Annotated in this window: 23 protein-coding genes and 2 tRNA genes; 10 read left to right on the top strand and 15 right to left on the bottom strand. The window is 46.2% G+C overall.

The features are described from left to right. Positions 1 to 26: 26 nt before the first annotated feature. The 5 genes from K7R11_RS06125 to proS all read right to left on the bottom strand — a co-directional run bounded on the left by K7R11_RS06125 (position 27) and on the right by proS (position 3,178). Positions 27 to 959, bottom strand: a complete 933-nt coding sequence (locus K7R11_RS06125; RefSeq protein WP_224489502.1) for a peptidylprolyl isomerase — start codon at positions 957 to 959, stop codon at positions 27 to 29. A 123-nt stretch (positions 960 to 1,082) separates the two neighbouring features. Next, complete coding sequence (rpsT, locus tag K7R11_RS06120; protein WP_224489500.1) at positions 1,083 to 1,337, bottom strand: 30S ribosomal protein S20; 255 nt, start codon at positions 1,335 to 1,337, stop codon at positions 1,083 to 1,085. A 71-nt stretch (positions 1,338 to 1,408) separates the two neighbouring features. Beyond that, positions 1,409 to 1,480: transfer RNA gene (locus K7R11_RS06115), tRNA-Glu, on the bottom strand. 65 nt (positions 1,481 to 1,545) lie between these two features. Beyond that, positions 1,546 to 1,617: transfer RNA gene (locus K7R11_RS06110), tRNA-Glu, on the bottom strand. Between the two features lie 85 nt (positions 1,618 to 1,702). Beyond that, positions 1,703 to 3,178 (bottom strand): proline--tRNA ligase, encoded by a 1,476-nt coding sequence (gene proS, locus K7R11_RS06105; RefSeq protein ID WP_224489497.1) that lies wholly within the window; start codon positions 3,176 to 3,178, stop codon positions 1,703 to 1,705. A 95-nt stretch (positions 3,179 to 3,273) separates the two neighbouring features. On the opposite strand from proS, the gene K7R11_RS06100 reads away from it, so the two are divergent. The 8 genes from K7R11_RS06100 (at position 3,274) to K7R11_RS06065 (ending at position 11,307) form a co-directional block, all read left to right on the top strand. After that, complete coding sequence (locus K7R11_RS06100) at positions 3,274 to 4,530, top strand: hypothetical protein (protein WP_224489495.1); 1,257 nt, start codon at positions 3,274 to 3,276, stop codon at positions 4,528 to 4,530. A 52-nt stretch (positions 4,531 to 4,582) separates the two neighbouring features. Continuing rightward, the gene (locus tag K7R11_RS06095; RefSeq protein WP_224489493.1) at positions 4,583 to 6,100 is read left to right on the top strand and encodes an OmpP1/FadL family transporter; all 1,518 of its coding nucleotides are present in this window, start codon (positions 4,583 to 4,585) and stop codon (positions 6,098 to 6,100) included. A gap of 285 nt (positions 6,101 to 6,385) precedes the next feature. Beyond that, entirely contained in the window at positions 6,386 to 7,066 is a 681-nt protein-coding gene (gene folE, locus K7R11_RS06090) for a GTP cyclohydrolase I FolE (RefSeq protein ID WP_224489492.1), read from the top strand. A 52-nt stretch (positions 7,067 to 7,118) separates the two neighbouring features. After that, positions 7,119 to 8,606: a cysteine--tRNA ligase gene (cysS, locus tag K7R11_RS06085; RefSeq protein WP_224489491.1), complete on the top strand. Its 1,488-nt coding sequence runs from the start codon at positions 7,119 to 7,121 to the stop codon at positions 8,604 to 8,606. A gap of 31 nt (positions 8,607 to 8,637) precedes the next feature. Then, the gene (gene yidD / locus K7R11_RS06080; protein ID WP_224489490.1) at positions 8,638 to 8,871 is read left to right on the top strand and encodes a membrane protein insertion efficiency factor YidD; all 234 of its coding nucleotides are present in this window, start codon (positions 8,638 to 8,640) and stop codon (positions 8,869 to 8,871) included. 91 nt (positions 8,872 to 8,962) lie between these two features. Then, the gene (gene lgt, locus K7R11_RS06075) at positions 8,963 to 9,787 is read left to right on the top strand and encodes a prolipoprotein diacylglyceryl transferase (RefSeq protein ID WP_224489489.1); all 825 of its coding nucleotides are present in this window, start codon (positions 8,963 to 8,965) and stop codon (positions 9,785 to 9,787) included. Beyond that, the gene (locus K7R11_RS06070; protein WP_224489488.1) at positions 9,777 to 10,262 is read left to right on the top strand and encodes a DUF192 domain-containing protein; all 486 of its coding nucleotides are present in this window, start codon (positions 9,777 to 9,779) and stop codon (positions 10,260 to 10,262) included. The genes lgt and K7R11_RS06070 overlap by 11 nt, the downstream gene beginning before the upstream one ends. Positions 10,263 to 10,872: 610 nt before the next feature. Further along, positions 10,873 to 11,307 carry a hypothetical protein gene (locus K7R11_RS06065; protein ID WP_224489487.1) on the top strand — a complete coding sequence of 145 codons (435 nt, stop codon included), beginning with the start codon at positions 10,873 to 10,875 and terminating at the stop codon, positions 11,305 to 11,307. A gap of 113 nt (positions 11,308 to 11,420) precedes the next feature. Here K7R11_RS06065 and secDF read toward each other — a convergent pair whose 3' ends face one another. The 5 genes from secDF to asnB all read right to left on the bottom strand — a co-directional run bounded on the left by secDF (position 11,421) and on the right by asnB (position 20,666). Further along, a complete protein-coding gene (gene secDF / locus K7R11_RS06060; protein WP_224489484.1) occupies positions 11,421 to 14,393 on the bottom strand; it encodes a protein translocase subunit SecDF in 2,973 nt (990 codons plus the stop codon). Between the two features lie 160 nt (positions 14,394 to 14,553). Next, entirely contained in the window at positions 14,554 to 15,480 is a 927-nt protein-coding gene (gene mdh, locus K7R11_RS06055) for a malate dehydrogenase (protein ID WP_224489481.1), read from the bottom strand. Positions 15,481 to 15,790: 310 nt separating this feature from the next. Continuing rightward, a complete protein-coding gene (locus K7R11_RS06050; protein WP_224489478.1) occupies positions 15,791 to 16,801 on the bottom strand; it encodes a DUF6588 family protein in 1,011 nt (336 codons plus the stop codon). A gap of 85 nt (positions 16,802 to 16,886) precedes the next feature. Beyond that, positions 16,887 to 18,827, bottom strand: a complete 1,941-nt coding sequence (gene gyrB / locus K7R11_RS06045) for a DNA topoisomerase (ATP-hydrolyzing) subunit B (RefSeq protein WP_224489476.1) — start codon at positions 18,825 to 18,827, stop codon at positions 16,887 to 16,889. A gap of 168 nt (positions 18,828 to 18,995) precedes the next feature. Next, the gene (gene asnB, locus K7R11_RS06040) at positions 18,996 to 20,666 is read right to left on the bottom strand and encodes an asparagine synthase B (RefSeq protein ID WP_224489475.1); all 1,671 of its coding nucleotides are present in this window, start codon (positions 20,664 to 20,666) and stop codon (positions 18,996 to 18,998) included. Between the two features lie 269 nt (positions 20,667 to 20,935). On the opposite strand from asnB, the gene K7R11_RS06035 reads away from it, so the two are divergent. Together K7R11_RS06035 and K7R11_RS06030 are read left to right on the top strand one after the other, a co-directional pair. Further along, a complete protein-coding gene (locus tag K7R11_RS06035) occupies positions 20,936 to 21,484 on the top strand; it encodes a DUF2911 domain-containing protein (RefSeq protein ID WP_224489474.1) in 549 nt (182 codons plus the stop codon). Between the two features lie 137 nt (positions 21,485 to 21,621). Next, entirely contained in the window at positions 21,622 to 22,830 is a 1,209-nt protein-coding gene (locus K7R11_RS06030; protein WP_224489473.1) for an LETM1-related biofilm-associated protein, read from the top strand. Between the two features lie 13 nt (positions 22,831 to 22,843). Here K7R11_RS06030 and K7R11_RS06025 read toward each other — a convergent pair whose 3' ends face one another. From K7R11_RS06025 to K7R11_RS06005, 5 genes are read right to left on the bottom strand one after another with little or no spacing between them, the layout of a single operon-like run. Then, positions 22,844 to 23,599 (bottom strand): LytR/AlgR family response regulator transcription factor, encoded by a 756-nt coding sequence (locus K7R11_RS06025; protein ID WP_224489472.1) that lies wholly within the window; start codon positions 23,597 to 23,599, stop codon positions 22,844 to 22,846. A gap of 17 nt (positions 23,600 to 23,616) precedes the next feature. Next, positions 23,617 to 23,943 (bottom strand): 2TM domain-containing protein, encoded by a 327-nt coding sequence (locus tag K7R11_RS06020; protein WP_224489471.1) that lies wholly within the window; start codon positions 23,941 to 23,943, stop codon positions 23,617 to 23,619. A gap of 12 nt (positions 23,944 to 23,955) precedes the next feature. Beyond that, the gene (locus K7R11_RS06015) at positions 23,956 to 24,267 is read right to left on the bottom strand and encodes a 2TM domain-containing protein (protein ID WP_224489470.1); all 312 of its coding nucleotides are present in this window, start codon (positions 24,265 to 24,267) and stop codon (positions 23,956 to 23,958) included. Next, complete coding sequence (locus K7R11_RS06010) at positions 24,264 to 25,625, bottom strand: 2TM domain-containing protein (RefSeq protein WP_224489468.1); 1,362 nt, start codon at positions 25,623 to 25,625, stop codon at positions 24,264 to 24,266. The genes K7R11_RS06015 and K7R11_RS06010 overlap by 4 nt, the downstream gene beginning before the upstream one ends. Continuing rightward, positions 25,615 to 25,818, bottom strand: a complete 204-nt coding sequence (locus K7R11_RS06005; protein WP_224489466.1) for a hypothetical protein — start codon at positions 25,816 to 25,818, stop codon at positions 25,615 to 25,617. Before K7R11_RS06005 ends, K7R11_RS06010 begins: the two co-directional genes overlap by 11 nt. Between the last annotated feature and the right edge of the window lie 35 nt (positions 25,819 to 25,853).

Genomic DNA, 25,853 nt, shown 5'->3' with positions numbered 1-25,853 from the left:
GATTTTATTTGATTTTATAAAATGATCTATTTCACGTCCACCAACTCCACATCAAAGATCAGGGTTGCATCCGGTGGAATAACCCCTCCTGCTCCCGATCTTCCGTAAGCAAGATGAGACGGGATTACAAACCGGGCCTTATCGCCAACGCTGAGCAGCCCGATACCTTCATCCCATCCCGGGATTACCTGACCCACGCCAAGCTTAAACTCAATTGGCTGATTTCGTCGGTAAGACGAATCGAAAACCTGTCCGTTATCCAGTTGTCCTTTATAGTGAACAGAAACTGTATCGCCCTTTCCGGCCTTTACACCACTGCCCTTCTGAATGATCTTATACCGCAGTCCGCTGGAGGTCTTTTCAAATCCGGCGGCGAGTTTTTCCAATGCATCCTCAGCTCTTTTCTTTTCCTCGGCTATACGCTTTTCCCGGCTTTTCTCGAAAGTTCTGAAAGCTTCTATGGCATTCCAGCCTTCGGCTTCCGCTCCTACGCGTATGATGGTGAGATTATCTATAAGATCTCCCTGGGCGATCTGATCCACTACCTCCTGACCTTGCTCCACGAAACCAAACACGGTGTGTTTGTTATCCAGCCAGGGGGTGGCCACATGAGTGATAAAGAACTGACTTCCATTGGTACCGGGGCCCGCATTGGCCATAGACAATACCCCTGGTCTGTCGTGCTTCAGCTCTGCATGAAATTCGTCGTCAAATTTATAGCCGGGATCTCCCGTACCGGTTCCGAGCGGGCATCCTCCCTGGATCATAAAATCATTGATCACACGGTGAAATTTCAATCCATCATAATAGGGTTTCCCCTGTGGTCTGGCCGTATTTTCAAGATTCCCTTCTGCAAGGGCTACAAAGTTACCCACCGTACCCGGCGTTTTATCATGAGTAAGTTTCACCAGGATCTCTCCCTTACTGGTTTCAAATTTTGCATATATACCGTCTTGCATGTCCTTTGGTTTTAATATTGCTGCAAAGTTAAGTTTTTCCCGGAAATGCCTCTTTCCCGGAAAGGCATAAAAAAACGCTCCCTAACCGGGAGCGTTTTAGTATGCTGTATTATTTACGCTGCCTTATGCCAGAGCGTTTACACGCTTGGTAAGACCAGATTTCAAATTCGCAGCCTTATTGCTGTGAATGATATTTCTTTTTGCCAGCTTGTCAATCATTGCAACAACTGAAGGCAGCAAAGTAGCAGCTTCCTTCTTATCCTCTGTGTTACGCAGCTTTTTGATCGCGTTACGCACGGTCTTGTGCTGATATCTGTTTCTTAAACGAACTGCTTCGTTTCTTCTGATTCTCTTTAACGCCGACTTGTGATTTGCCATCTTTTCCTTTGTGTTTAATCAGAGGTAGAACAGTACCTCTGTTCTACATAAATCGTTTTTACAATATTCAGTAGTCCGTAGGGGATTCGAACCCCTGCTACCAGGATGAAAACCTGGCGTCCTAACCCCTAGACGAACGGACCATCCATCTCTTTCGAGATTACTGCCTTTACAGGCAGCGGGTAATAATCAATAAACTTAATCTTCGTAGTCCGTAGGGGATTCGAACCCCTGCTACCAGGATGAAAACCTGGCGTCCTAACCCCTAGACGAACGGACCTTTTTTTCTTGATAGCGGATGCAAAAATACAAACAATTTTAAATGCTGCAAGGCCTCTTGTATTTTTTTTGCATTTTTTTTTCGCCTAGTAGGCCTTGGCAAAAAGCACCCGTTGCTTTGAAGGTTTACCTGTAAGCACACAAGCTCCTTCTTCCGCATTGTTATTCAATGGAATACACCTGATCGTAGCCTTGGTAAGCTCCTTGATCTGCTCCTCGGTTTCCGGAGTTCCGTCCCAATGCGCAGCGATAAATCCGCCCTTATTTTCAAGAACATCTTTAAACTCTTCAAAGGTATTTACCTCGGTAATATGATCTTCCCGATAAGCCAGCGCCTTTCTGTAGATATTCTCCTGGATGGCTTCCAGTAACGCTTCCACATGATCCACCACCTGGTCTGCAGCAATGGTTTGTTTCTCGAGCGTATCTCTGCGGGCTACCTCATAGGTATTATTCTCCATATCCCTCATACCGATTCCCAGTCGCACGGGAACTCCTTTGAGCTCATATTCATTGAATTTCCATCCCGGCTTATGGGTATCTCTGTTGTCGAACTTCACAGAAATTCCCCTGGATCGTAATTCCGTTACCACACCTTCTACTTTTTCGGAAATCGCCTGAAGTTGCTCTTCTCCCTTATAGATAGGAACGATCACTACCTGTATCGGTGCAAGCTTAGGTGGTAACACCAGGCCGTTATCATCGCTGTGGGTCATCACCAAAGCCCCCATTAGTCGGGTAGATACCCCCCATGAGGTGGCCCACACATATTCCTGTTGCCCTTCTTTATTGGCAAATTTCACATCGAAGGCCTTGGCGAAATTCTGCCCCAGAAAATGCGAAGTTCCGGCCTGTAAGGCCTTCCCGTCCTGCATCAAGGCCTCTATACAATAGGTTTCCAGAGCTCCTGCAAAGCGTTCACTCTCGGTTTTCAGCCCCTTAATAACAGGAACCCCCATAAAGCTTTCTGCAAATTCAGCATAGATATTCATCATCAGCTCTGCCTCCTCTATAGCCTCCTCCCTTGTGGCATGGGCAGTATGCCCTTCCTGCCAGAGGAACTCAGAGGTTCTGAGAAATAATCGGGTTCGCATCTCCCATCGCACCACATTGGCCCATTGGTTTACCAGAACGGGAAGGTCCCGGTAAGACTGAATCCATTTTTTATAGGTATCCCAGATGATGGTTTCACTGGTAGGTCGCACAATAAGCTCCTCTTCCAGCTTGGCATCCGGGTCTACGATGATTCCGCTGCCATCTTCCGCATTTTTAAGGCGGTAATGAGTGACTACTGCACATTCTTTTGCAAAACCTTCTACGTGTGCAGCCTCCCGGCTAAGGTAGGATTTAGGGATGAATAAAGGGAAGTAAGCGTTTTCATGCCCGGTCTCCTTGAACATTTTGTCGAGTTGCGCCTGCATTTTTTCCCAGATCGCATATCCATATGGTTTGATCACCATGGAACCGCGAACCCCGGAGTTCTCCGCAAGGTCGGCCCTGACAACCAATTCGTTATACCATTTTGAATAGTCTTCCGATCTTTTAGTTAATTTCTTACCCATTTACCTTAGTTTGGCATAAATATTGAATCCCTTATGCTGTAATTAGTTTGGCAAAACTAACTAATTTTGTTATGTTCAACAATAAAAATATCAATATGAAACCGTCATACACTCCTCTTTTCAAAAACCGTTACCTGAGCCTGATGGCCATGGCCTTTTTGGTGGTGTCCTGCGGCTCATTTGAAGCCGCTTCTTATTACGGGAATGACGGCATCTACAGCGATGATATTGTATATTATGAAGAGGACAGGCCGCAAACCCGGCAATCACAAAACAATCAGCGACCACAGGACAATACTTCGGATCCTGATATCATGACCAATTTTGAAAATTACTTCAGTAACACCTCTCAAACCCTGGATCGCATGATCACCCAGATGGATGAGCAGGATGTATTTACAGATATCGACGGCTATTCCTCTGTAGACAGTACAGATGTCACAGACAGCACCCAGGTGAATATTAACTATGCCATGGATTACCAAATGGGCAATCCCGGATGGGGAGACAATCCACAGGGCATGGATGTCACGATAGTGAACACCGGCTGGGGTTGGGGCGGTTGGTATGATCCGTTCTGGGGTCCCGGATGGGGCTGGAACGGCTGGTACGGTGGCTGGAATGGCTGGTATGGCGGCTGGTACGGTCCCGGCTGGGGCTGGGGCTGGGGCTGGAATTCTCCCTACTGGGGTTATGCAGGCTTTTACGGTGCGGGCTGGTATGGCGGATGGTATGGTCCCGGATGGGGTTGGGGATACGGCTGGGGCTACCCCTATTACGGGTACAACCCATATCGAAGATCTCCAAACTATGCTTATGCCAACACCAGGAGAAGCACCCGTTACAACGACCTGAGAAACTACACCGACTCGGTTCGCCGAAGCACCGCAAGGAATTCCCAGTATTCCGGCAGAAACCGAACCGCCGCAAGGAGCTCGCAGTACTCAGACCGCAACCGGACTACGGCTGCAACCCGTTCCGGATACAGTAACCGACAGGCCGAAACCCGTCGGGGTTACTCCAACTCTGCCGGAGTTCGGGTGGGTAGCAGAGGGTATTCCACAGGCAATCGCAACTCCACATTGCAGCGGAGATATAACCAGAGTTCCCCTTACTCCAGATCTGATGCATATTCCCGACCTTCGGGACGTGCAAACTCATCGGGCAATTACAACCGCAGCAATTCTTCCAGACGCTCTCCTTCTGCCCGTCCTTCCGGTAGTTCAGGAAGATCCGGTTCAGGATACTCCCGAGGCGGAGGCGGAGGATCTGTGAGAAGCAGCGGCGGAGGCTCAAGAGGAGGCGGATCGCGCGGTGGAGGCAGTCGCGGAGGTGGCCGGGGAAATAACTAAATCCCGTTATACAAGGGCTATCTGTCAATCCGAACCACTTAAAACTTCAAAAATGAAAAGACTACTATCTATAGTGATCCCCGGACTTCTTATGTCTTCCCTTTATGGCCAGGACATTAGTGATGTAACCGCACTGGGAACCACGAACCTGCTGGGAACAGCACGATACCAGGCGATGAGCGGGGCTTTTGGCGCCCTCGGGGGAGACCTTTCTGCCCTGAATAACAATCCTGCTGCTTCAGCGGTATTCAATTATTCCACGTTCACCTTTACCGGATCGATCTACCAAAACAGAAACGTCGCCCGATTTGGAAATACCACGTCGGTAAACAGAGATACGAATTTCGAACTGAACCAGGCCGGTGGAGTCCTGGTATTCAATAACCGGGATCAGAAAAGCGGATGGAAAAAGTTTTCCATGGGCTTCAACTACGACATACAAACCAACTTTGACAATGATATTTTTATAAGCGGAAGAGGCGCCCAGTCGGTAGCCGATTATTTCATCGCCAATGCGAACGGCTTCTCCCCGGACGATCTGAGCGTACTCAGTGGAGAAACCATAACAGACGCTTATATCAATATCGGAAATTCCCTGGGGTATAATGCGCAACAGGGGTTCCTGGGCTACCAGGCTTTTGTCATCAACCCCTCAGGCAGCAATTCCAACACCTATGTTTCCAACGCAATTCTTGGCAGCGGACTTGAACAGGAACAACGCATTATCACAAGGGGAACCGACAGTAAGTTCACCTTTAATATGGGTGCCCAGCACAATAGCAACCTGTATATGGGAATAGGCATTAACCTGCATGCCGTAGACCGGCGAAAGATCGTTCGGTTTGACGAATTTAATTACGACCCCGATTCGCCTCTCCAATACGTTCAATTCGATAATGAACTTTTAACCTTCGGAAGTGGTTTCTCGGCAAACGCAGGGATCATCGCAAAACTGGGCGAAAGCCTAAGGTTCGGAGCCTCCTACCAAACCCCTACCTGGTACAACCTAACCGATGAACTCTGGCAGGCCATCAATACTGACCTCCTGAATTCGGATAACGGACAAGTTGAGCTCATCGAAGTATACCCTGATGTTATTTACAGGTTTCCGGATTATTCCATTCGTATTCCTTCCAAGTATATGGCCAGTGGAGCCATTGTAGTTGGGAAAAGCGGATTGATAAGTATGGATTACACCTACCAGGACATGAGTAATGCCCGTCTTCGCCCCAGCAACGACCCTTTCTTTGCAGAACAGAACAGCCTGATGAACCAGGAGCTCAAGGCTGTGTCTTCCCTCAGACTTGGGGCCGAATTCCGATTAGGCGCCTGGAGCTTCAGAGGCGGATACCGGTTCGAAGAAACCCCTTACCAAAATAGTAATGCCATTGGGGACCTCACCGGATACTCCCTCGGTGCAGGGATCAATTTCGGGGGCAGCCAATTGGATTTTGCCTGGGCAACCAGCGACAGGGATCGCAACCAGGCCCTTTATCCTAACATGAATACCCAGGCCGGCATCAACACCGAGCTCTCCAACTGGGTACTGAGCTATTCGATCAAATTCTAAAAAGCAAGTACACAACATTTTCAGGCATCATACATTCAGAAAATTACGACACACAAGCCCGAAAGCACCGACCGTATTGGCGCCTGAGGGCTTTGTCGCACAACGACAAGCTGGCGATGCGTTAACGAAATGTCAAAATCAGACAACTTTCTGATGGCGTTACGTCAATAGTCGATAAATACTTATCTTTGCAGTCTATTTTTTTCCAACTGCTAAGACTTATCATTAGCTTTGAGGGAAGGCCGAATGCCGTGCCTGAAACGGCATTAAATTTTATACTAAGAAATGAAGATAGACAAAGCACTGGAAGAGCAATACGAAGAACTGGGTAATGAACACATTGGTTCTTCGGCAGAAACCCCGCTTCGGGATGATGCCTTCGAAATATCGGATGATGAAAAGATCGAAGGGATCGAAGCCCAGGTATACAGCATCATGGAAACCCTGGGACTGGACCTTACCGACGACAGCCTGAGAGGTACCCCGAGAAGGGTAGCCAATATGTTTGTCAAAGAGATCTTTGCAGGACTTCACCCTGAACGCAAGCCCAAAGCGTCCACTTTCGAGAACAAATACAAATACGGGGAAATGCTGGTGGAAAAGAACATCACGGTGTACTCCACCTGTGAACACCACCTCTTACCTATCGTAGGAAGAGCACATGTTGCCTACATTTCCAACGGCTCTGTTATCGGCTTATCCAAAATGAACCGTATCGTAGATTATTATGCGAAGCGGCCCCAGGTACAGGAGCGCATGACCATGCAGATCGTTCAGGAGCTACAAAAGGCTCTCGGAACAAAAGACGTGGCCTGTGTGGTTGACGCCAAACACCTTTGCGTAAATTCAAGAGGGATCCGCGATATCGAAAGCAGCACAGTTACCGCTGAATTCGGAGGAAAGTTTAAAGATGCAGCGGTGCGCAGAGAATTCCTGGATTATATTAACTTAGATACCGAATTCTAGACCCGATACAACCCGATCCTGCAAACATATCTATCACGAGAATAGCCTGGCTATGCAATTATACAAGGAACAGCAATTAAAGATTCACAATTCACTTAGCGGACAAAAAGAAGTTTTTGAACCTATAAACGAAGGCCATGTAGGCATGTATGTATGCGGTCCTACCGTATACAGCAATGTTCACCTTGGAAATTGCAGGACCTTTATTTCTTTTGACCTGGTGTTTCGCTACCTCAAACACCTGGGATTCAAGGTGAGGTACGTCCGTAACATAACCGATGCCGGACACCTGGAGAATGACGCTGACGAAGGGGAAGACAGAATTGCAAAAAAGGCAAGGCTGGAGCAGATAGAGCCAATGGAGGTGGTCCAGAGGTATACGGTAGATTTCCACAATACCCTGAATAAATTCAACAACCTTCCTCCGAGCATCGAACCTACTGCCACCGGACATATCATCGAACAGATCGAAGTGATCAAAGAGATCCTTGACAATGGGTTTGCCTATGAGGTTAACGGATCGGTGTACTTTGATGTGCAAAAATTCAACGAAGAACACCACTACGGGAAACTCAGCGGCAGAAATATCGAAGACATGATCCACAATACCCGTGAAACGGCCGGACAAAGCGACAAAAAAAATCCTCAGGATTTTGCTCTTTGGAAAAAAGCGGAACCCCAGCATATTATGCGGTGGCCTTCGCCATGGAGTGACGGGTTTCCGGGATGGCACCTGGAATGTACTGCCATGAGCACCAAATATCTCGGAGAACACTTTGATATTCACGGCGGTGGAATGGATTTAAAATTTCCGCATCATGAGTGTGAGATCGCTCAGAACGAAGCATCGAAGGGCACTTCCCCGGTAAATTACTGGATGCACGCCAATATGCTTACCCTTAACGGAAAGAAAATGGCAAAATCTACCGGGAATAACATTCTTCCCTATGAACTCTTTTCAGGGAATAATGACATTTTAAGCAAACCATTCTCTCCTACCGTTGCGAGATTCTTTATGCTGCAGGCACACTACCGCAGTATCCTGGATTTTAGCAATGAAGCCCTTGAGGCGTCAGAAAAAGGTTTTCAACGCCTTATGGAAGGGCTTAAAGACCTTGACAAACTCGAAGCCGATGCGCAGAAGAGTGATTTCGATGTGACCTCCTGGAAACAGGAATGTTATGACGCCATGAATGACGACTTCAACAGCCCTATCCTTATAGCCAGGCTATTCGATGCCGTAAAACACATCAACCTGATCAAGGAAGGCAAGGAAACGATCGATGCTCAAAACCTGCAATTGCTTAAAGACACCATGAACAGCTTCGTTTTTGAAGTCCTGGGCCTTGTGGATGAAAATAAAACCGAGGAATCGTCAGCAGACAAGTTAAGCGGAGCAGTTGAACTGCTGATCCATTTGCGGGCAGAAGCAAGGGCTAACAGGGATTTTGCCGCAGCCGATAAGATCCGGGACGAACTGGCTGAAATAGGCATCCAGCTAAAGGATGGGAAGGAAGGTACTTCTTTCCAGCTGAATTAAATGTCAAACCCAATAGAGCGTACCTGATAAGATGAAGTGGACCTTAAAAAATATTTTAATCAGCCCGTTCATCTTTCTGGTCAGGTTCTACCAGGTAGCTATTTCCCCTTACACCCCGGCATCATGCAGATACTCCCCCACCTGTTCCCAGTACACCCTGGAAGCGCTTAAAAAACACGGTCTTTTTAAAGGGGGCTGGATGGCTGTAAGACGTATCGCCAGTTGTAACCCCTGGGGAGGATCGGGCTACGACCCGGTGCCGTGATACTGTTCACGGCCTTGTTAACAATTGGCCTCCGACCACAACAGAATATAGAGGTGAATTATCTATATTTACCTGCAAAACATAACCGAACATGCATTTTCTAAGTTTTACCTGGGACTCTGACGGAGTTCTGTTCCATATCGGATCCTTTCCGCTTCGCTATTACAGCCTGATGTTTATCATTGCCTTCTCTCTCGGATGGTGGATCATGAAAAAGATCTATGAAAACGAAGGCATCTCCGTGGAAAAACTGGACCCTTTATTTATTTACACCGTGATCGCCACCTTGCTTGGGGCCCGCCTCGGACACTTTATATTCTATGAACCAGAGGTATTCCTTGAAGACCCGCTAAGCGTTTTCCTGCCCTTTGAATTCAGCCCCAGTTTCCGGTTTACCGGGTTCCAGGGACTTGCCAGCCACGGAGCGGCTATAGGAATCATCATCGCCATGTACCTCTACAGCAAAAAGATCATCCAAAAACCGGTGATCTGGATTCTGGACAGAATCGTTATCCCGGTTGCACTTGGAGGCATCTTCGTTCGCCTGGGTAATTTCTTTAATTCGGAGATCGTTGGTAAACCCACCAACACCGACTTTGGGGTTATTTTCAAAAGACTGGGAGAAGATTTCCCAAGGCACCCCGCACAGCTTTACGAATCCTTTGGCTACGTGATCGTTTTTCTCATCCTCTGGGCCGTGTACTGGAGAACCAATAAAAAGGATCAACCCGGATATATATTCGGATTATTCCTGGTACTGCTTTGGACAGTAAGATTCATTGCTGAATTCTACAAAAAATCCCAGGGTGGATTTGAGTCGGCATTAGGAATATTTACCACCGGACAATGGCTTAGCATTCCTTTTATCATCGCCGGTTTTTACTTTATGTTCAGAAAAAGAAATCATGTTGCGTAGATCCCTGCTTTTGCTGTTTCTCGCTCTAACGGCCTGCAAGGAGGAAAAATCCCGAGCGATCAGCGAAACCCCGGTGACCTTTACCAGGGAGGCCACTGCTCAGATCTATAAAGGCGACAGCCTCCTTGTAGACCAACTCGAAATTGAAATCGCAGAAACCCCATATGAGCGTCAAACCGGGCTCATGTACCGGGAATCCATGAAGCAAGACCAGGGAATGTGGTTCATTTTTGAAGAGGAGGCACCCAGAGCCTTTTATATGAAAAACACCCTTATCGCCCTGGATATTCTTTACGCAGACAAGCACGGCAGGATCGTTAGCATTGTAAAAAATGCAACCCCTTTTGACAAAGCATCCCTCCCCTCCAAGTACCCTGCGAAATATGTACTGGAATTAAATGCAGGAACTGCAGACCTCTGGAATATTTCCATTCAGGACAGTATAGCCGTAAAAAGAATGGATGACGGAAAGTAGTTCCTTTCCCGGGTAGGGTATTGCCCCTAGCTTATTATCGGGGTATTCGTCCTCCGTTCAGAGGAAAACACAGCTCACTTCCGCTAAAAATAAATACCGCATAACCAGATCCCATCTTCCCGGTCTTACACCCTACCTCCTCCTCTATTTGCACCACAAGACAACGGATCCCAATCAGTCTTCGTTTCACACCTGGGAAGAGAAAACCAAATAAAGAGCATTATTCTCCTCTTTTCTAAAGGCAAAACCCTTTTATATAAAGAACAATACCGGACGGCCTGAAGAATACAAAAGTATTCCGGCAAGAGTTATCATAAAACCTTCATAAAAACGACCCCCGTAATAAAAACCCAGTAATCTGATCGGTTAAAAACTCTTATTACAGTTATCAACAATCTAATTTACAGTTACTTAAAAGCGATAGCCTGCGTTTAATCCTTGATTTACAGCGTTTTACAGATCACCCCCTTAAAATACAGCCCTTAAAAAGCTTTTCCACATGACTGATTATCAACATTTTGTTGATAACTGCACCCCTGCATTTGGTCGAAAACCACTTTTATAAGTGGTAATTCTGTATATATTTGAAAAACAATCTAACTATCTAAATATGAATCTTATAAGAGCGGCTCTCGGAGAATTAACAGATCTTGAACTGGCGTATTTTGCAACCTATACGGCGATCAACCTGGCCTCTGAGACCCAACAACAGATCAAACTTTATCTTCGGGAAAGAAACCTGACCAAGACACGGATCAGGATTCTCATCGAACATAATGAAAAATCAAAGCAGACGGAAAGCTCAAAAGTTTGTTGTCCGCGTTGTAAGTCAGAAAAATTGAGATATGTTCAGGAAGAATGTACCGCAGCACCCGTCTGGCTAACTTATCAGGACATCCTTAACAATGACCAGCCTGCTTTGGGAACCCCGTTGTCAAATTCACCTTTAGAGTGTAAAGTATGCGATTATCCCATCCGGGAAAATGCCATCCCTAAACCATCTGTTTCCGGAATTCGCGTATTCACAAGCTCGTTAAGATCCTAGCTAACTTTGACAATGTCCTGTGTTAATTCCAGGGAATTAAAAAAGCCATCTGAAATTCAGATGGCTTTTTTAGTATTGAGAAGATCTTTGTCAGATCCTGTTCAATTCAAAACTTATTCGGCTTTCTTCTTACGTTCGCCCTTAGACTTAAGGGTATCAAACATTACCGGAGTAGCGATGAAAAGCGATGAGTAAGTACCCACAATGATACCTATGATCATTGCAAACATAAATCCTCTCAGCGACTCTCCTCCGAAGATGAAGATGGCCAGAAGCACCACCAAGGTGGTAAGCGAGGTATTCAGGGTACGGCTGAGCGTGCTGTTAAGCGCTTCGTTAACATTCTCTCCGCCTCTCCATCCTTTCTCCTTGATCACCTCACGGATACGGTCGAACACAACCACTGTATCGTTAAGCGAGTAACCGATCACGGTAAGGATAGCCGCGATAAATGCCTGGTCGATCTCCATGTTAAACGGCATAATGCTGGAGAATGCAGAGAAAATACCAAGCACTATAACCACATCGTGGAATACGGCAGTAACCGCTCCAAGAGAGAATTGCCATTTACTGAATCGCAACAGTATATACAGGAACACGATGGCAAGAGAGCCGAGAATAGCCCACACCGCATTCTTCTTAATATCATCCGCAATGGTAGGTCCTACTTTAATAGCCTGAACAATACCAATGGTTTTCTCACCACTTCCATGAATAAACTCCTCATAGGTAATTCCGTCCGGAAGGTACTTCTGAAGTGTGGTAAACATGGTTTTCTGGATCTCCTCATCTACCGCAGCACCATCTTCATCCACCTTGTATTTGGTAGTGATCTTCACCTGGTTAGGATCCCCATAAGTCTTTACCTCGGCGGTACCAAAGTCTTCCGACAGATCGTTAGCGATCTCAGTTGGATTAACCGGATCTACGAAACGTACCGTATAAGAACGTCCTCCGACAAAATCAACACCTCCGTCAAGTCCTTTGGTAAATAACATCACAGCACTAACCAATACTAAAACTGCTGAGAATATATAAGATATCTTGCGCTTAGACAGGAAATCAACATTGATATTCGCAAAAAGATTCTTGGTTAATCCGGTATAAAAATCAAGACGGTTCTTACCACTCTTCAGGTACCATTCGATCAACAATCGGGTAACAAAAATGGCAGTGAACAGCGATGTGGCAATACCTATTAATAAGGTAGTCGCAAATCCCTGGATAGGACCTGTACCAAATAACAACAGGATAATCGCCGTAAGTCCGGTAGTGATGTTCGCATCAAGGATGGAAGACAGGGCGTTACTGAAACCATCAGAGATGGCCTGCATTTGTCCTTTTCCTTTCTTCACCTCCTCTTTAACACGCTCAAAGATCAGTACGTTGGCATCCACAGACATACCAATGGTAAGTACGATACCTGCAATACCTGGCAGGGTAAGTACAGCACCTAATCCGGCCAGCACTCCAAAGATCAGTACGATGTTAAACACCAGGGCTATATCTGCAAAAATACCGGCTTTACCGTAGTAGAATACCATCCAGATCAGCACCAGCACCATGGCGATAAGGAAAGAGGTCATACCGCTGTCGATAGCCTCCTGTCCAAGGGACGGTCCGATGATATCAGATTGAATGATCTCTGCTGAGGCAGGAAGTTTACCAGCCCTTAGCACGTTGGCAAGGTCATCTGCTTCTTCCAGGCTAAAGTCACCTGAGATCTCAGAATTTCCTCCTGTAATAGCACCCTTGGATACTCCGGGAGCTGAATACACAATATTATCGAGTACAATGGCAATATTTCCACCTTCGCGGAAAGCCTTTCCGGTAAGTTCTTCCCATATCTTAGCACCACGGGTGTTCATTTGCATGGATACTGCAGGACGACCTGCGATATCAAAGGTTTGAGCTGCATCGGTGATCACATCTCCGTTCATTGCAGGCTCATCATTACGATTACTCTTAAGCACGTAAAGGTTTACCACCTCAGCATTCTTGGCCGGGATACCCCACGCAAATTTAGCATACTGAAGAGAAGCAGGGCGAAGTGCTCTTACTTCCGGCTTTTTCAGGTATGACGTAAACTCTGCGGTATCCTTGATCGCTACTGTAGCCACCATTGGAGACCCCTGGAATCCGGCGCTTACGATAAGATCGAAAAGCGGATTGTTTTGCTCTGCGATATCAAGAGAGTCCTGAGCAACATCAGACAACAAAGAATCGATTTCAGAAGTTTCCTCTTCGATCACTTCTTCCTTGGTTTCCACAAGATCTCTCAGGGTATTATTGGCACTGATGAGGAAAGGGGTAACTTCTTCGGTTTTGAAGGTTTCCCAGAATTCCAGCTGGGCTGTACTCTGAAGCAGGTTCTTCACCCGCTCTACATTCTTAGCTCCCGGAAGCTCCACAAGAATACGCCCGGAAGTTCCCAAACGCTGAATATTGGGCTGCGTTACACCAAACTTATCGATACGCTTACGCAGTACCTCAAAAGCTGAAACAACAGACTCATCAATTTTTCTTCTGATAATTGGTTTTACCTCCTCATCAGACATTTGGAAGTTGATCTCTTCACTCAGTGTTTTGTTTGCGAAGATATCCGGAGAAGCCAACTTGGTAGATCCGTTAGATACGGCTTCAAATTCCTGGAAAAACAGCTCTACATAATCGTCCTGACTGTCTTTAGCAGCTTCGTCAGCTCTGGCCAGGGCCTCGTTGAATACCGGGTCCTTAGAGTTGTCTGCAAGCCCCTTTAGAATATCCTTAACCGAGATCTGAAGGATAGCATTGATACCCCCCTTCAGGTCAAGACCTTTGTTAAGCTCTTTATCCTTTACTTCACTGTAGGTATAACTACTGACTCCCAGGTTAAAAACTTCCTGGTTAGACAGCGAATCCAAATACCTCGATTCAACAGCCTCCCGCTTTGCCACATAATCTTCTTCGGTTTCAGTAACCTGATTCAGGGCATAAGTTTCGGCCTCATTTTCCACCTTGTTTGCTACAAAGGTAAACGACAGCTGATAAATGCTGACGATACCGAATAAAATAGCAAAAAGTCTGATAAGTCCTTTGTTCTGCATTCTTAAATTATTTAATGGTCAATTCTTTCAAACGGCCAAATATAGCATATACCATATGAACTGACAATTATTTTTCATGGGATTTAAAACACGAAAAACCCTGTTAACACAAGGGGTGCAACAGGGTTGATTCTTAATATGTTACCTATCGTAAGGTAAACTAAACCTCTAAAAGGGCATTGGTTTTTCTTACACCATCTGCACTTTCTGACAGTTTTTGCTGTTCTTTTTCATCCAGTTCGATCTCCACTATTTTCTCAATTCCGTTTCGACCAATGATCACAGGGGCCCCGATACAGATGTCGTTCAAACCGTATTCCCCGTTAAGTTTAACAGAACAAGGGAACATTTTCTGCTGGTCGCAGGCAATAGCCTGAACCAGAGCCGACACTGCTGCTCCGGGAGCATACCAGGCACTGGTACCAAGAAGTTTGGTAAGGGTAGCCCCTCCCACTTTTGTATCTTCTTTTACTTGCTCAAGACGCTCTTCGGAAAGGAATTTGGAAACAGGAACAGAATTTCTGGTAGCCAGACGGGTCAGCGGAAGCATTCCTGTATCACTATGCCCACCGATCACCATACCATCTACGTCAGAGATCGGGGCTTCAAGAGCCTCTGCCAGTCTGTATTTAAACCGTGCACTATCCAGGGCTCCTCCCATCCCGATGATCCTGTTTTCAGGAAGACCGGCTACTTTATGAGCCAGGTAAGTCATGGTATCCATAGGGTTACTTACCACGATCAGGATCACATCAGGAGAATGCTTAACCAGGTTGGACGCCACATCTTTAACAATGCCGGCATTGATCCCGATAAGTTCTTCACGGGTCATTCCGGGTTTTCTTGGAATACCGCTGGTAATCACGGCAATGTCACTTCCTGCAGTTTTCGAGTAATCGCCGGTGGTACCGGTAATTTTAGTATCAAATCCGTTAAGAGAAGCGGTTTGCATGAGGTCCATAGCCTTTCCTTCGGCAAAACCTTCCTTGATATCCACTAAAACCACCTCAGAGGCGAAATTTTTAATAGCAATGTACTCGGCACAACTTGCTCCAACGGCTCCTGCACCTACTACTGTTACTTTCATATAATTAAGATTATAATTTAGACGTTGATTTAAGCGATCACAAAGCTAGTAAATTTAACATAATCGACTGCAAAAGATCGCTGCTAAATCCCTTCTGGGCACCAATTTATTGACCACCCCTTAAAAGTCCCTCTTCCGGAAAGAAAGCGGCTAGCAGGAGTACCCGAACAGACCCGAAAGCAGATATTTCCATTCTGGATGCCATCCCGGAAAACGGAGAGGCCTCCTACACGACGCAGAAGGCCCCTTTAAATTTTGAATATCTAAGCTTTGGTAATTCAAAAAGGCACTATACACCCTCCCTTTTTTTTTACCTGAGCCCGAAATTCAGCCCTACAGAAAAACTGTCGAATTCTGCAAAGGTGTAATCCAGGTTCAGCCTGAATAATGCAAGTTTTAACTTGGTTCCCAGAGTAGCGCGCATGCCGCTTATTTCACTTTGAACAGAGAAGGGATCCACAATATCCTCCGTGGTTAACAATCCGTTTGTTACCCTGTAGGTTCCAAGAATATCAGAGGCCGACTCGCCCTTTATATAACCCAAAGCCCCATAAAAGTTAATGACAGGAAGCCTCGTACTCACGATACCCTCGAACAACCAGGTATGAGTTTTGTTTTCCACGCGCTGATCCTCCCCTTCTATTCCCGATGAAGCGGTGAAATCATAAGATCCGTTCAGGGAAGTATAGGCCACCAATCCGGAAACCGCAACCGGAAGAAGCTTATCTGCCGGAAGCCATTTGGTGAACTCATGCTGCAACCCAATCCCATACAATTCTGTAGACACTTCATCGAACTGGACTTTAGGCACGAATCTCGCTTTCAATTCTGTCCCTTTAAATAAGCCCACGCCTACCTGTAAAAAAGCCGAAGGAATCAGAGATGCCGAGGTACCAATACCATCTGGAAGGGTGACCTCCACGGTCTGATCTCCAAAGATCGGGTCGTCATAGGTGAGAACAACATCGATATCAGGATTATTTTCCCCAAGGGCTGTAGCCACCATTTTTGAAGAAGCCCCATCGGTAAAAGTGATATTTTCATAATCCGCAACATTCATGGTAAACTGGCGATGACTGTCTTTTACCAAAGCGCCATTTGCGATCACAGAGACCTCAAACCCTAAAAAAGGCTTAGCCTCGCCGCTGTTAAACCACCCATTATTCATACTGTACATCAGTCCGTTTGTTCCGGGTTTGAGGTAGTCTGAAGCAAACCGCTGTGCGTCATCCACCCCCGCAGCAAGAATTACATCAAAATCATTCTGAGCCTGGAGCATTGCTGAGACGCCCAGGAAAACCATAAGCAGGATCTTTTTCATAAAAAGCATTTAGATTGTTGTAGACATCAAAAATAAAACCCACCTAAAAAGTGGGTTTTATTTTACAATAATATGAAAATTTTACTTACGCATCAATATTGGCATAGATGGCGTTCTTCTCAATGAACTCCCTCCTTGGAGGCACCTCATCGCCCATGAGCATGGAGAAGATACGATCGGCTTCACTACCATTATCTATGGTAACCTGCCTCAGGGTTCTGAACTCAGGATTCATGGTCGTATCCCAAAGCTGCTCAGCGTTCATCTCTCCAAGACCCTTATAACGCTGCACATTCACATTACCTCCGAACTGCTCGATGAGTACATCCCTTTCCTTATCGTTCCAGGCATACTCCTTCTTATTACCCTTTTTCACAAGGTAAAGCGGAGGTGTGGCAATATAAACGTACCCGTTCTCAATGAGCTCCTTCATATACCTGAAGAAGAAGGTCAGGATCAGGGTAGCAATGTGCGAACCATCGACATCCGCATCACACATGATGACAATTTTATGGTAACGCAGCTTTTCAATATTCAGCGCTTTACTATCTTCCTCGGTACCTATGGTAACCCCGAGTGCTGTAAAGATGTTTCTGATCTCCTCGTTTTCAAACACCTTATGCGACATGGCCTTTTCCACATTCAGGATCTTACCTCTCAAGGGCAGGATAGCCTGAAAGTTACGATCCCGTCCTTGTTTGGCCGTACCACCTGCCGAGTCTCCCTCCACAAGAAACACCTCACATTTCTGAGGGTCCTGCTCAGAGCAGTCAGACAGCTTACCGGGCAAACCGGCACCGCTCATCACGGTTTTACGCTGCACCATTTCTCTCGCCTTTCTCGCCGCATGGCGGGCCTGGGCAGCCAGGATCACTTTCTGCACGATGGTCTTGGCATCATTAGGGTGCTCCTCCAGGTAATTTTCAAGCATTTCAGATACCGCCTGGGATACCGCAGAAGTTACCTCCCGGTTCCCCAACTTGGTTTTCGTTTGCCCTTCAAACTGAGGTTCGGCTACCTTAACAGAAACAATAGCCGTAAGTCCTTCCCGGAAATCATCTCCGGCGATCTCAAACTTAAGCTTATCCAGCAACCCGGAATTGTCTGCATATTTTTTCAGGGTGGTAGTTAAACCACGACGGAACCCGGAAAGGTGGGTCCCCCCCTCATGGGTGTTGATATTGTTTACATAGGAATGCAGGTTCTCGTTAAACGAGGTATTGTAAATCATTGCTACCTCTACCGGGATCCCATTTTTTTCGCCTTCCATAGAGATCACATCCTCGATCAGGGGCTCCCGGTTTCCATCCAGAAAACGGATGAATTCCTTAAGTCCTTCCTCAGAATAAAAATCTTCTCCGAGAAACTCTCCTTTGTCATCGGTGTGTCTTCTATCGGTCAGGGTAATACGTATTCCTTTATTCAGGTAGGCCAGCTCACGCATACGGCTGGCAAGGGTATCGTAATTGTATTCAAGGGTCTGCTTAAAGATCTGATCGTCCGGTTTAAAGGTAACCACCGTACCACGAAGGTCGGTTTCCCCTACGGCCTTAACCGGGTACAGGGTTTTACCCCTTTCATACTCTTGCTCCCAGATCTTACCATCGCGATATACGGTAGCCTTAAGGCTCTCAGAAAGCGCATTCACACAGGACACACCTACTCCGTGCAATCCCCCGGATACCTTATAGGAATCCTTATCAAATTTACCTCCGGCACCGATCTTGGTCATTACCACTTCCAGGGCAGAAATTCCTTCTTTTTTGTGGATATCCACGGGAATCCCCCTACCATTATCCTCTACCGTAACCGAATTATCCTCATTAATGGCCACGCGAATGGTATCACAGTGACCGGCCAGGGCTTCATCAATAGAGTTATCCACCACCTCATAAACCAGGTGATGAAGTCCTCTTACCCCCACATCTCCAATATACATGGAAGGGCGCATACGTACGTGCTCCATTCCTTCCAGCGCCTGAATACTGTCGGCCGAGTACTGTTTCTTATTAAGTTCTTCGCTCATAAACTATTAAGATATTAGGTCGTTTTGTCAAACAGACAAATATAACAAAACACAGCCAAACAATGGGATTTACAGCCCCTTAAAGCCTCCAAGTTATTAACATCAATTGTGGAAAAAGGGAGCCAATGGCTCCCTTTTTCTCAAAACACTGACAAACAACTCGCTAAATCACTTCACATAGGCCTCTTCATGGACAAATGCCACTGCTCTTCCACTAGGGTCATTCATATTTTTAAATGCCTCATCCCATTCCAGTGCTACGGGAGTACTACAAGCTACAGAGGGCACGGAAGGCACGCTCAGCGCTGCAGCATCCGAAGGAAAGTGCTCCTCAAAAATACTCCTGTAGAAGTACTCTTCCTTACTGCCAGGTGTCTGAATAGGGAAACGGTAGGACGCGTTGGCCATTTGCTCATCGGTTACCTGTTCTTCCACTACGGCTTTCAGGGTGTCTATCCAACTGTATCCAACCCCGTCAGAAAACTGTTCTTTCTGCCGCCAGGCCACACTTGCAGGCAGGTAATCTTCAAAAGCCTTTCTGATCAGCCATTTCTCCATGCGTTCCCCGTTGATCATCTTATCATCGGGATTCATGCGCATGGCAACATCCATAAATTCCTTATCCAGGAAGGGCACCCGGCCTTCCACCCCCCAGGCCGCCAGTGATTTATTGGCTCGAAGACAATCGTACATGTGCAGCTTATCCAGCTTTCGCACCGTCTCCTCATGAAAATCCTTTGCCGTAGGCGCCTTATGGAAATACAAATACCCCCCGAATAATTCATCTGCGCCTTCTCCTGAAAGCACCATTTTGATTCCCATCGAACGAATCACCCGCGCCATCAGGTACATTGGAGTGGAGGCACGCACGGTGGTGATATCATAAGTTTCCAAGTGATAGATCACATCGCGAATAGCATCCAATCCTTCCTGAAGGGTAAAAATGATCTCGTGATGGATCGTTCCTATATGGTCAGCCACGGCTCTGGCCGCCTTGAGGTCCGGAGATCCTTCCAGCCCAACGGAAAACGAATGTAACTGAGGCCACCACGCCTCCTTGGTGTCATCACTCTCTATTCGTTTGGCTGCATACTTCTTGGCAATGGCCGAAGTAACCGAAGAATCCAACCCTCCGGATAAGAGCACCCCATAGGGCACATCACTCATCAACTGCCGATGCACGGCAGCCTCCAGAGCATCCTTTAGCTCTGCAATGCTGCTTTTATTTTCCTTCACTGCCTCGTAATCCATCCAATCCCTTTCATACCAGCGCACCAGTTCCTTTGTATCAGACCCGAAACGATGCCCCGGTGGAAAAAGTTCTATGGTGCTGCACACCCCTTCGAGTGCCTTTAACTCAGAAGCTACATAAAATGTACCCTCACGATCCCTTCCTGTATACAACGGAATAATACCCATATGATCCCGGGAGATCAGGTAAACATCCTTATCAACATCATAAAGTACAAATCCGAAGATCCCGTTCAGCTTATCCAGGAAATCCATTCCGTATTTTTTATACAGCCCGAGAATCACTTCACAGTCGGATCCGGTCTTAAAATCATAAACCCCCTCCAGCTCCTTTCTGAGTTCCCTGTGGTTATATATTTCCCCGTTGGCTGCGAGAATTAATTTTCCATCGGGGCTCACCAGGGGTTGCTTCCCTGACGCCGGATCCACAATAGCCAGACGTTCATGAGCCATGATCACCTTTTCATTACTGTAAATTCCACTCCAGTCGGGTCCGCGATGACGGATCTTTTTAGACATATCCAGGATCTGAGGCCGGAGGACCTCAGCACTTCTTTTCAGCTCAAAGGCACAAACAATTCCACACATAAGGTTGTTATTTAGATTTCAATACATAACAAATATGATTCTTTGTATTTATATTTTAAACCAATAATCATTAATTGATTTACAATTGAAATTAAAACAATAATAATACTTACTATTTCTTTGTAAATCCACGGTTCCCTCTCAAAAATCTGCCAATTCGTAAGTAAGCACTCAAAAAAGATGCTCCCAAAAACAAAGATGATCACAATTTTACTGGGGGATACGCGTTGGTTTTTGTAGTTTTATTTCAAATTAAAATCACCATCATTATGATCAGGAACATTTTTACTGTTTTCTTTCTCGCTGTGGTTATGGGGCTCAGCAGCGAATTAAGTGCCCAGGAATTCAGCGGACTCGATAAAAGTCCGGCCGATATTTCTTATTACAGACCGGAACGGGGCGCTGCGCCTCTGATCAAGGTCGTATATTCCAGACCCCAGCTAAAAGGGCGGCAGATCGGAGTTGACCTGGCTCCTTTCGGAGAAGTCTGGAGAACCGGAGCCAATGAGGCCACTGAGGTTCACCTCTACCAGGATATGATGCTGGGCGATCAAACCGTGAAAGCCGGCACCTATTCTCTGTTCAGCATTCCCGGAAAGGATGAATGGACAATTATCCTGAACAGCGACACCGACGTTTGGGGGGCTTACAATTATGACGAAAGCAAGGATGTGGTTCGTTTTAATGTGCCAGCAGGAAATGACAGTAAATCCCTGGATGCTTTTTCCATAGCATTTGAGCCTACCCAGGAGGGGGCCAACATGCACATGGGATGGGGAACCACCAGAGTCTCTGTACCATTTAAGGCAGTCCAGTAAAGACACCCCTGCATGTAAACACATTAAAGACGCCCTTATGGCGTCTTTTTTGTTTACCACAACGAAGTAATTACATCTTCTTTTCCCGGGATTATCCATAAGGTTGTAATTTTATCCCCATCTAAAGACAAGAGCATATGAACCCCTCTGCACAGGGATGGATCGAAAAATTCGGGTCTTTGCTTCGCAAAGCCCCCTCCAACCTGAACAGCGAACTGGAATTCTACCAGCATTTCCGTTCGATGGGATTCATCTATGGCATCAACATCAGCACCCTTAAAGGGATCCCTGTTCCTGCACTGATCTCTGAGGAGGAAAAAGCAAAGATCAACCTGTTAAGTGCGCTCTATCATGTTTACCTGTTAAACAAGGGCCGGGAGGCCGGATTCAACGACTTCCTGGAGGACCTCTCTGTTTTTTACCAGCTACTACACATTGAAGAGTTTTCCTTTTTCGACCGACTCCTGGCCGGAAGAAAGACCTCGCACCAGCTGGAATATCTCCTGCACCAGCGTATCAGCCTGAATGACAATATTATTTCCCGGGCATTTAACCAGATGCTTACCAATTCCATGCTGTTCACAGACGTGCTTAATTTCCAGAGGTACCTGCATGGCGAGCGCAACCTCAAGCGCAATGAACAGCGGCTGGAGCAGATCATCATGAACCTCAGCTACCATGTGATCGACGCGAAGAACACCAACTCGGTATACAATCAGCGGCTTCTGCAACTACTGGAAACCTCCTCCCGCTATGGTGCGGCAGGGGGTAATAAGGACTATTACAGTTATAAAGATCTTCTGGAGGTGAACACTAATATTCTTGAGAATCATTATTTCTTTGACCTGGCGTGCCTGGCAGCCCTGGAGGACCACCCTGCGTCGGCCATTCGAAAAGACGTGCTTCGGGAATTAGGAGACGAATTGCAACTCAGCCCGGAAGGGATAGAAACTTCCATGGATCACGCGGTCACTTTTTTCCGGAAACACCGTGACCAGCTAGGATTCCTTAAAGACACCAACCCGTTCCGCCTGCTTTATGACAACTCCCAGGTCATGGTAAAAAAACTGATCCTCAGAAACGGGCGCCGACTAAAGAAGGAACTGAGCGAAAGTAAGGAATTGCTAGCCCTGATCAGTAAATCAGCTACCCAGGACCTGAACAAGGAAGAGAGGGAACGGCTAAGGACCCAATTGCTGGATATCTTCAAAACCATACCTTCCCTGGCTATTTTCGCCCTCCCGGGCGGGGCTGTACTGCTGCCCCTGTTCGTAAAAATGATCCCGAGCCTGCTCCCTTCGGCATTTGACGATAACCGGGTGGAAAAATCTCCTAAGAATTCCTGATCCTATTCGAGGATCAGGCCAGCCAATCCTTAAAATCCTTCACTCTTTCCCGGCTTACGATCACCTCAGATTCGCGAAAGCCCTTTAATTTTACCTGCAGCCTGGAATTGGTATAACTCACAATATCACTTACTGCCTCTATATGGATAAAGAACTTACGGCTCACCCTGAAGAACTTTTCGGGATCCAGCTCTTCTTCCAGTTGATCGAGACTCTGATCGAGCAGATAGTTTCTCCCGTCTTCCGTATGTGCATAAGTACCTTTGTTCTCACTGTATATGCATTCGATATCGGTTACGGGAATTAGTTTAAGATGCTGCCCCACTTTGGCCACGAACCGCTTTTTATACACCCGGTCCACAGGATTAACAAGGAGGTTTCGTATGTCTTCAAAATCTACCTGAAGCATCCGCTCTCCGGGTTTAAAATGCCGGTATTTTTTAACGGCCTGCTCCAGCTCTTCCTGGTCGATAGGTTTGAGAAGGTAATCAATGCTGTTGAGTTTAAAGGCCTGAAGGGCGTATTCGTCATACGCCGTGGTAAAGATCACGGCGCTGGAGACCTCAACCTTCTCAAAGATCTCAAACGACAACCCATCGGAGAGCTGGATATCCAGAAATATGAGATCAGGAGCCGAATTCGCTTTGAAGTATTGAACGGCATCCCTGACCGAAGAAAGCGAAGTGGTCACCTCAATTTGAAACTTCTCCAGCATTCTGGTCAACCTCCTGGCTGCCGGGGCCTCATCTTCAATAATAATTGCACGCATATGATTCGGGTTTACTTTTATTTAGATTCATCATGATTCGAGAGGTCATTTTCCATAAATTCCCTGATCTTGCGTTCCTCCCAATTCTTTAAAAAACAACCTCCAAATCCGAACACCTTTAAGGCGTGAAAAGCCAGTCCGGCTCCCCAGCCTATAAAACTTAAAAGTACGGTCGCTATTCCAAATCCTTCATTCCATGCCAATCCCAAAAAATAGTTCAGGACCAGAAAAGCATGAAAGATCGTAAAAATGGCAAGGTGCCAATAGAATCCTTTGAGCTCATTCACTCGCTTTTTAGCAGTTTGATAAGCTGATCCGTGGGACGATTCCGATCTGTATTCCATAACCTTTATATTTTATTCCCAACCGCGATTTCGGCCGGCGTGCTCCTCTTCCTCCATAAATTGCCTGATCTTACGATCTTCCCAATCCTTTCCAAAGAACAGTCCAAATCCATAAATCTTCGCCGCATGAAATATTAGACCGAGCCCCCAGAAACCAGCCACCCAAAGAAACCACGGATAACTGAAACCATTCGTAAAATAATTAATGGATGCCAGCAGGATCACCACAAAAATATAGGAGGTGAGGTTGCCGTAGAACTTTTTCAGTTCATAAACCCGGTCTTTAGCCCGCTGATAACGTTCGTCTTTAGTTAGTTCTTTCATTGGTACAGGTTTTTATTGTTTTGTTCTTCTTCCATATATTCTCTTATTTTACGCTCCTCCCAGCGCTTTCCCCAGAGCGGGTTATAACCATAGGCTTCCATCCCGTGCATCAGCAACCCGAATCCCCACCCCAGGGTCGGGAAAAATATCCAGGGAAAACTCGTGGTTCTGTAATTAATCCAGGCAAGCGCCGGAATCACGATACAAAAGGCGATCAGGTTTCCGTAAAAACCTTTAAGAGCTTCCACCCGTTCTTTTGCCCTCCGGTATCTTTTATCTTCAATGTGTTCTTTCTGCAATTCCATATTTGATATTTTTTTAGACAATAAAGGAATTCTTACTGCGAATTCGCCTTCTGTTTTATCCACGAACATTTGTTTATTGGTCAGGAGGGCATAACGGTCGGCTATATTTTTAAGACCCAATCCACTGCCTTTTTTCAACACCTGCTTAGTTTGTAAATTGTTTCTAACTTCAAGGCTACCATTATTTTCAATGATCCGGATCACCAGAGGCGATTCTGCATCCGCCCTGTTGTGCTTTACAGCATTCTCCAGCAACAACTGCAATGAGAGCGGCACCACCTTATATTCTGGATCTGTGGCCCTGTCGGGAACCTCAAAATGAATACTGTCTTCAAACCGCATTTTCAATAAACGGATATAGGTGCGTGCAAAGCTCAGCTCCTCATCCAGAGGCACCAGTTCCTTATTTTTCTGCTCCAGCACATAGCGATAGATCTTAGAGAGCGCAGTGGTAAAGTTTTGTGCCGCATCCGGATTCTCCTCAATGAGACTGCTTAAAACATTAAGGCTGTTAAAGAGAAAATGCGGATCCAGCTGGTTCTTCAATGCATCGAACTGGGCAGTGGCGGTTCCCGCAATGACCTGTTGTTTTGCCACCTGCTGTTCCTTCTTATGCTTATAGAAGTAAAACAGATAGAAAAACAAGGTGATCACCATGGAAAGGATCAGGCTGTTCCTGTAGTAGGAAATCTTTTCCTGCTCCAGAAATTCAGTGAAACTTTTTCCCGACAGCCCTACCTGGAAGATCACATTGGCCAGAAAGATCATTACAATGGTTACCACCACTGAAGCCAGCACTGCCCTAACCATGTTCCTGGCAGCAAACAACCTGTTTCCGTATTTTTGCATCAAATACCGGATCAGGATCATGTTGCCGAAGTAGATCAGCAGGGAAAACACCTGATTCCGGATAAAACGACTGAACAATTCCCGGTTCAGGGTTAATGAAAAATCCTCTACGTAATACCAGTTCAGCCCCAGCACGAAAATAAAAACGGCGATCCCGATCAGAAATGCCCTGATAAATTCCTTTATAAAAACCCTAGTATTCATCCTGGTTAGATTTTGTTCTTTGATCGCGACAGCACCAATAATCGCGATATTGATCCGCATTTGCTTTTATTCCTTTTTCCGGGACGACCTTATATTCCGTCATCTTCTCCCCCTCGGATCCCTCCACACCTGTCTCTTCTGCAGAAAGAAGATTGGCGATCGCCATAGCAAGGTAACAGATTAAACGTAACATAACGGTTCATTTTTTGATTGACAGTTCAAAGTTGC

The organism is Robertkochia flava (assembly GCF_020166515.1).
In the GTDB taxonomy this organism is placed as follows: domain Bacteria; phylum Bacteroidota; class Bacteroidia; order Flavobacteriales; family Flavobacteriaceae; genus Robertkochia; species Robertkochia flava.
The sequence above is the reverse complement of the archived record's forward strand: the minus strand, read 5'-3'. Positions and strand labels throughout refer to the sequence as shown.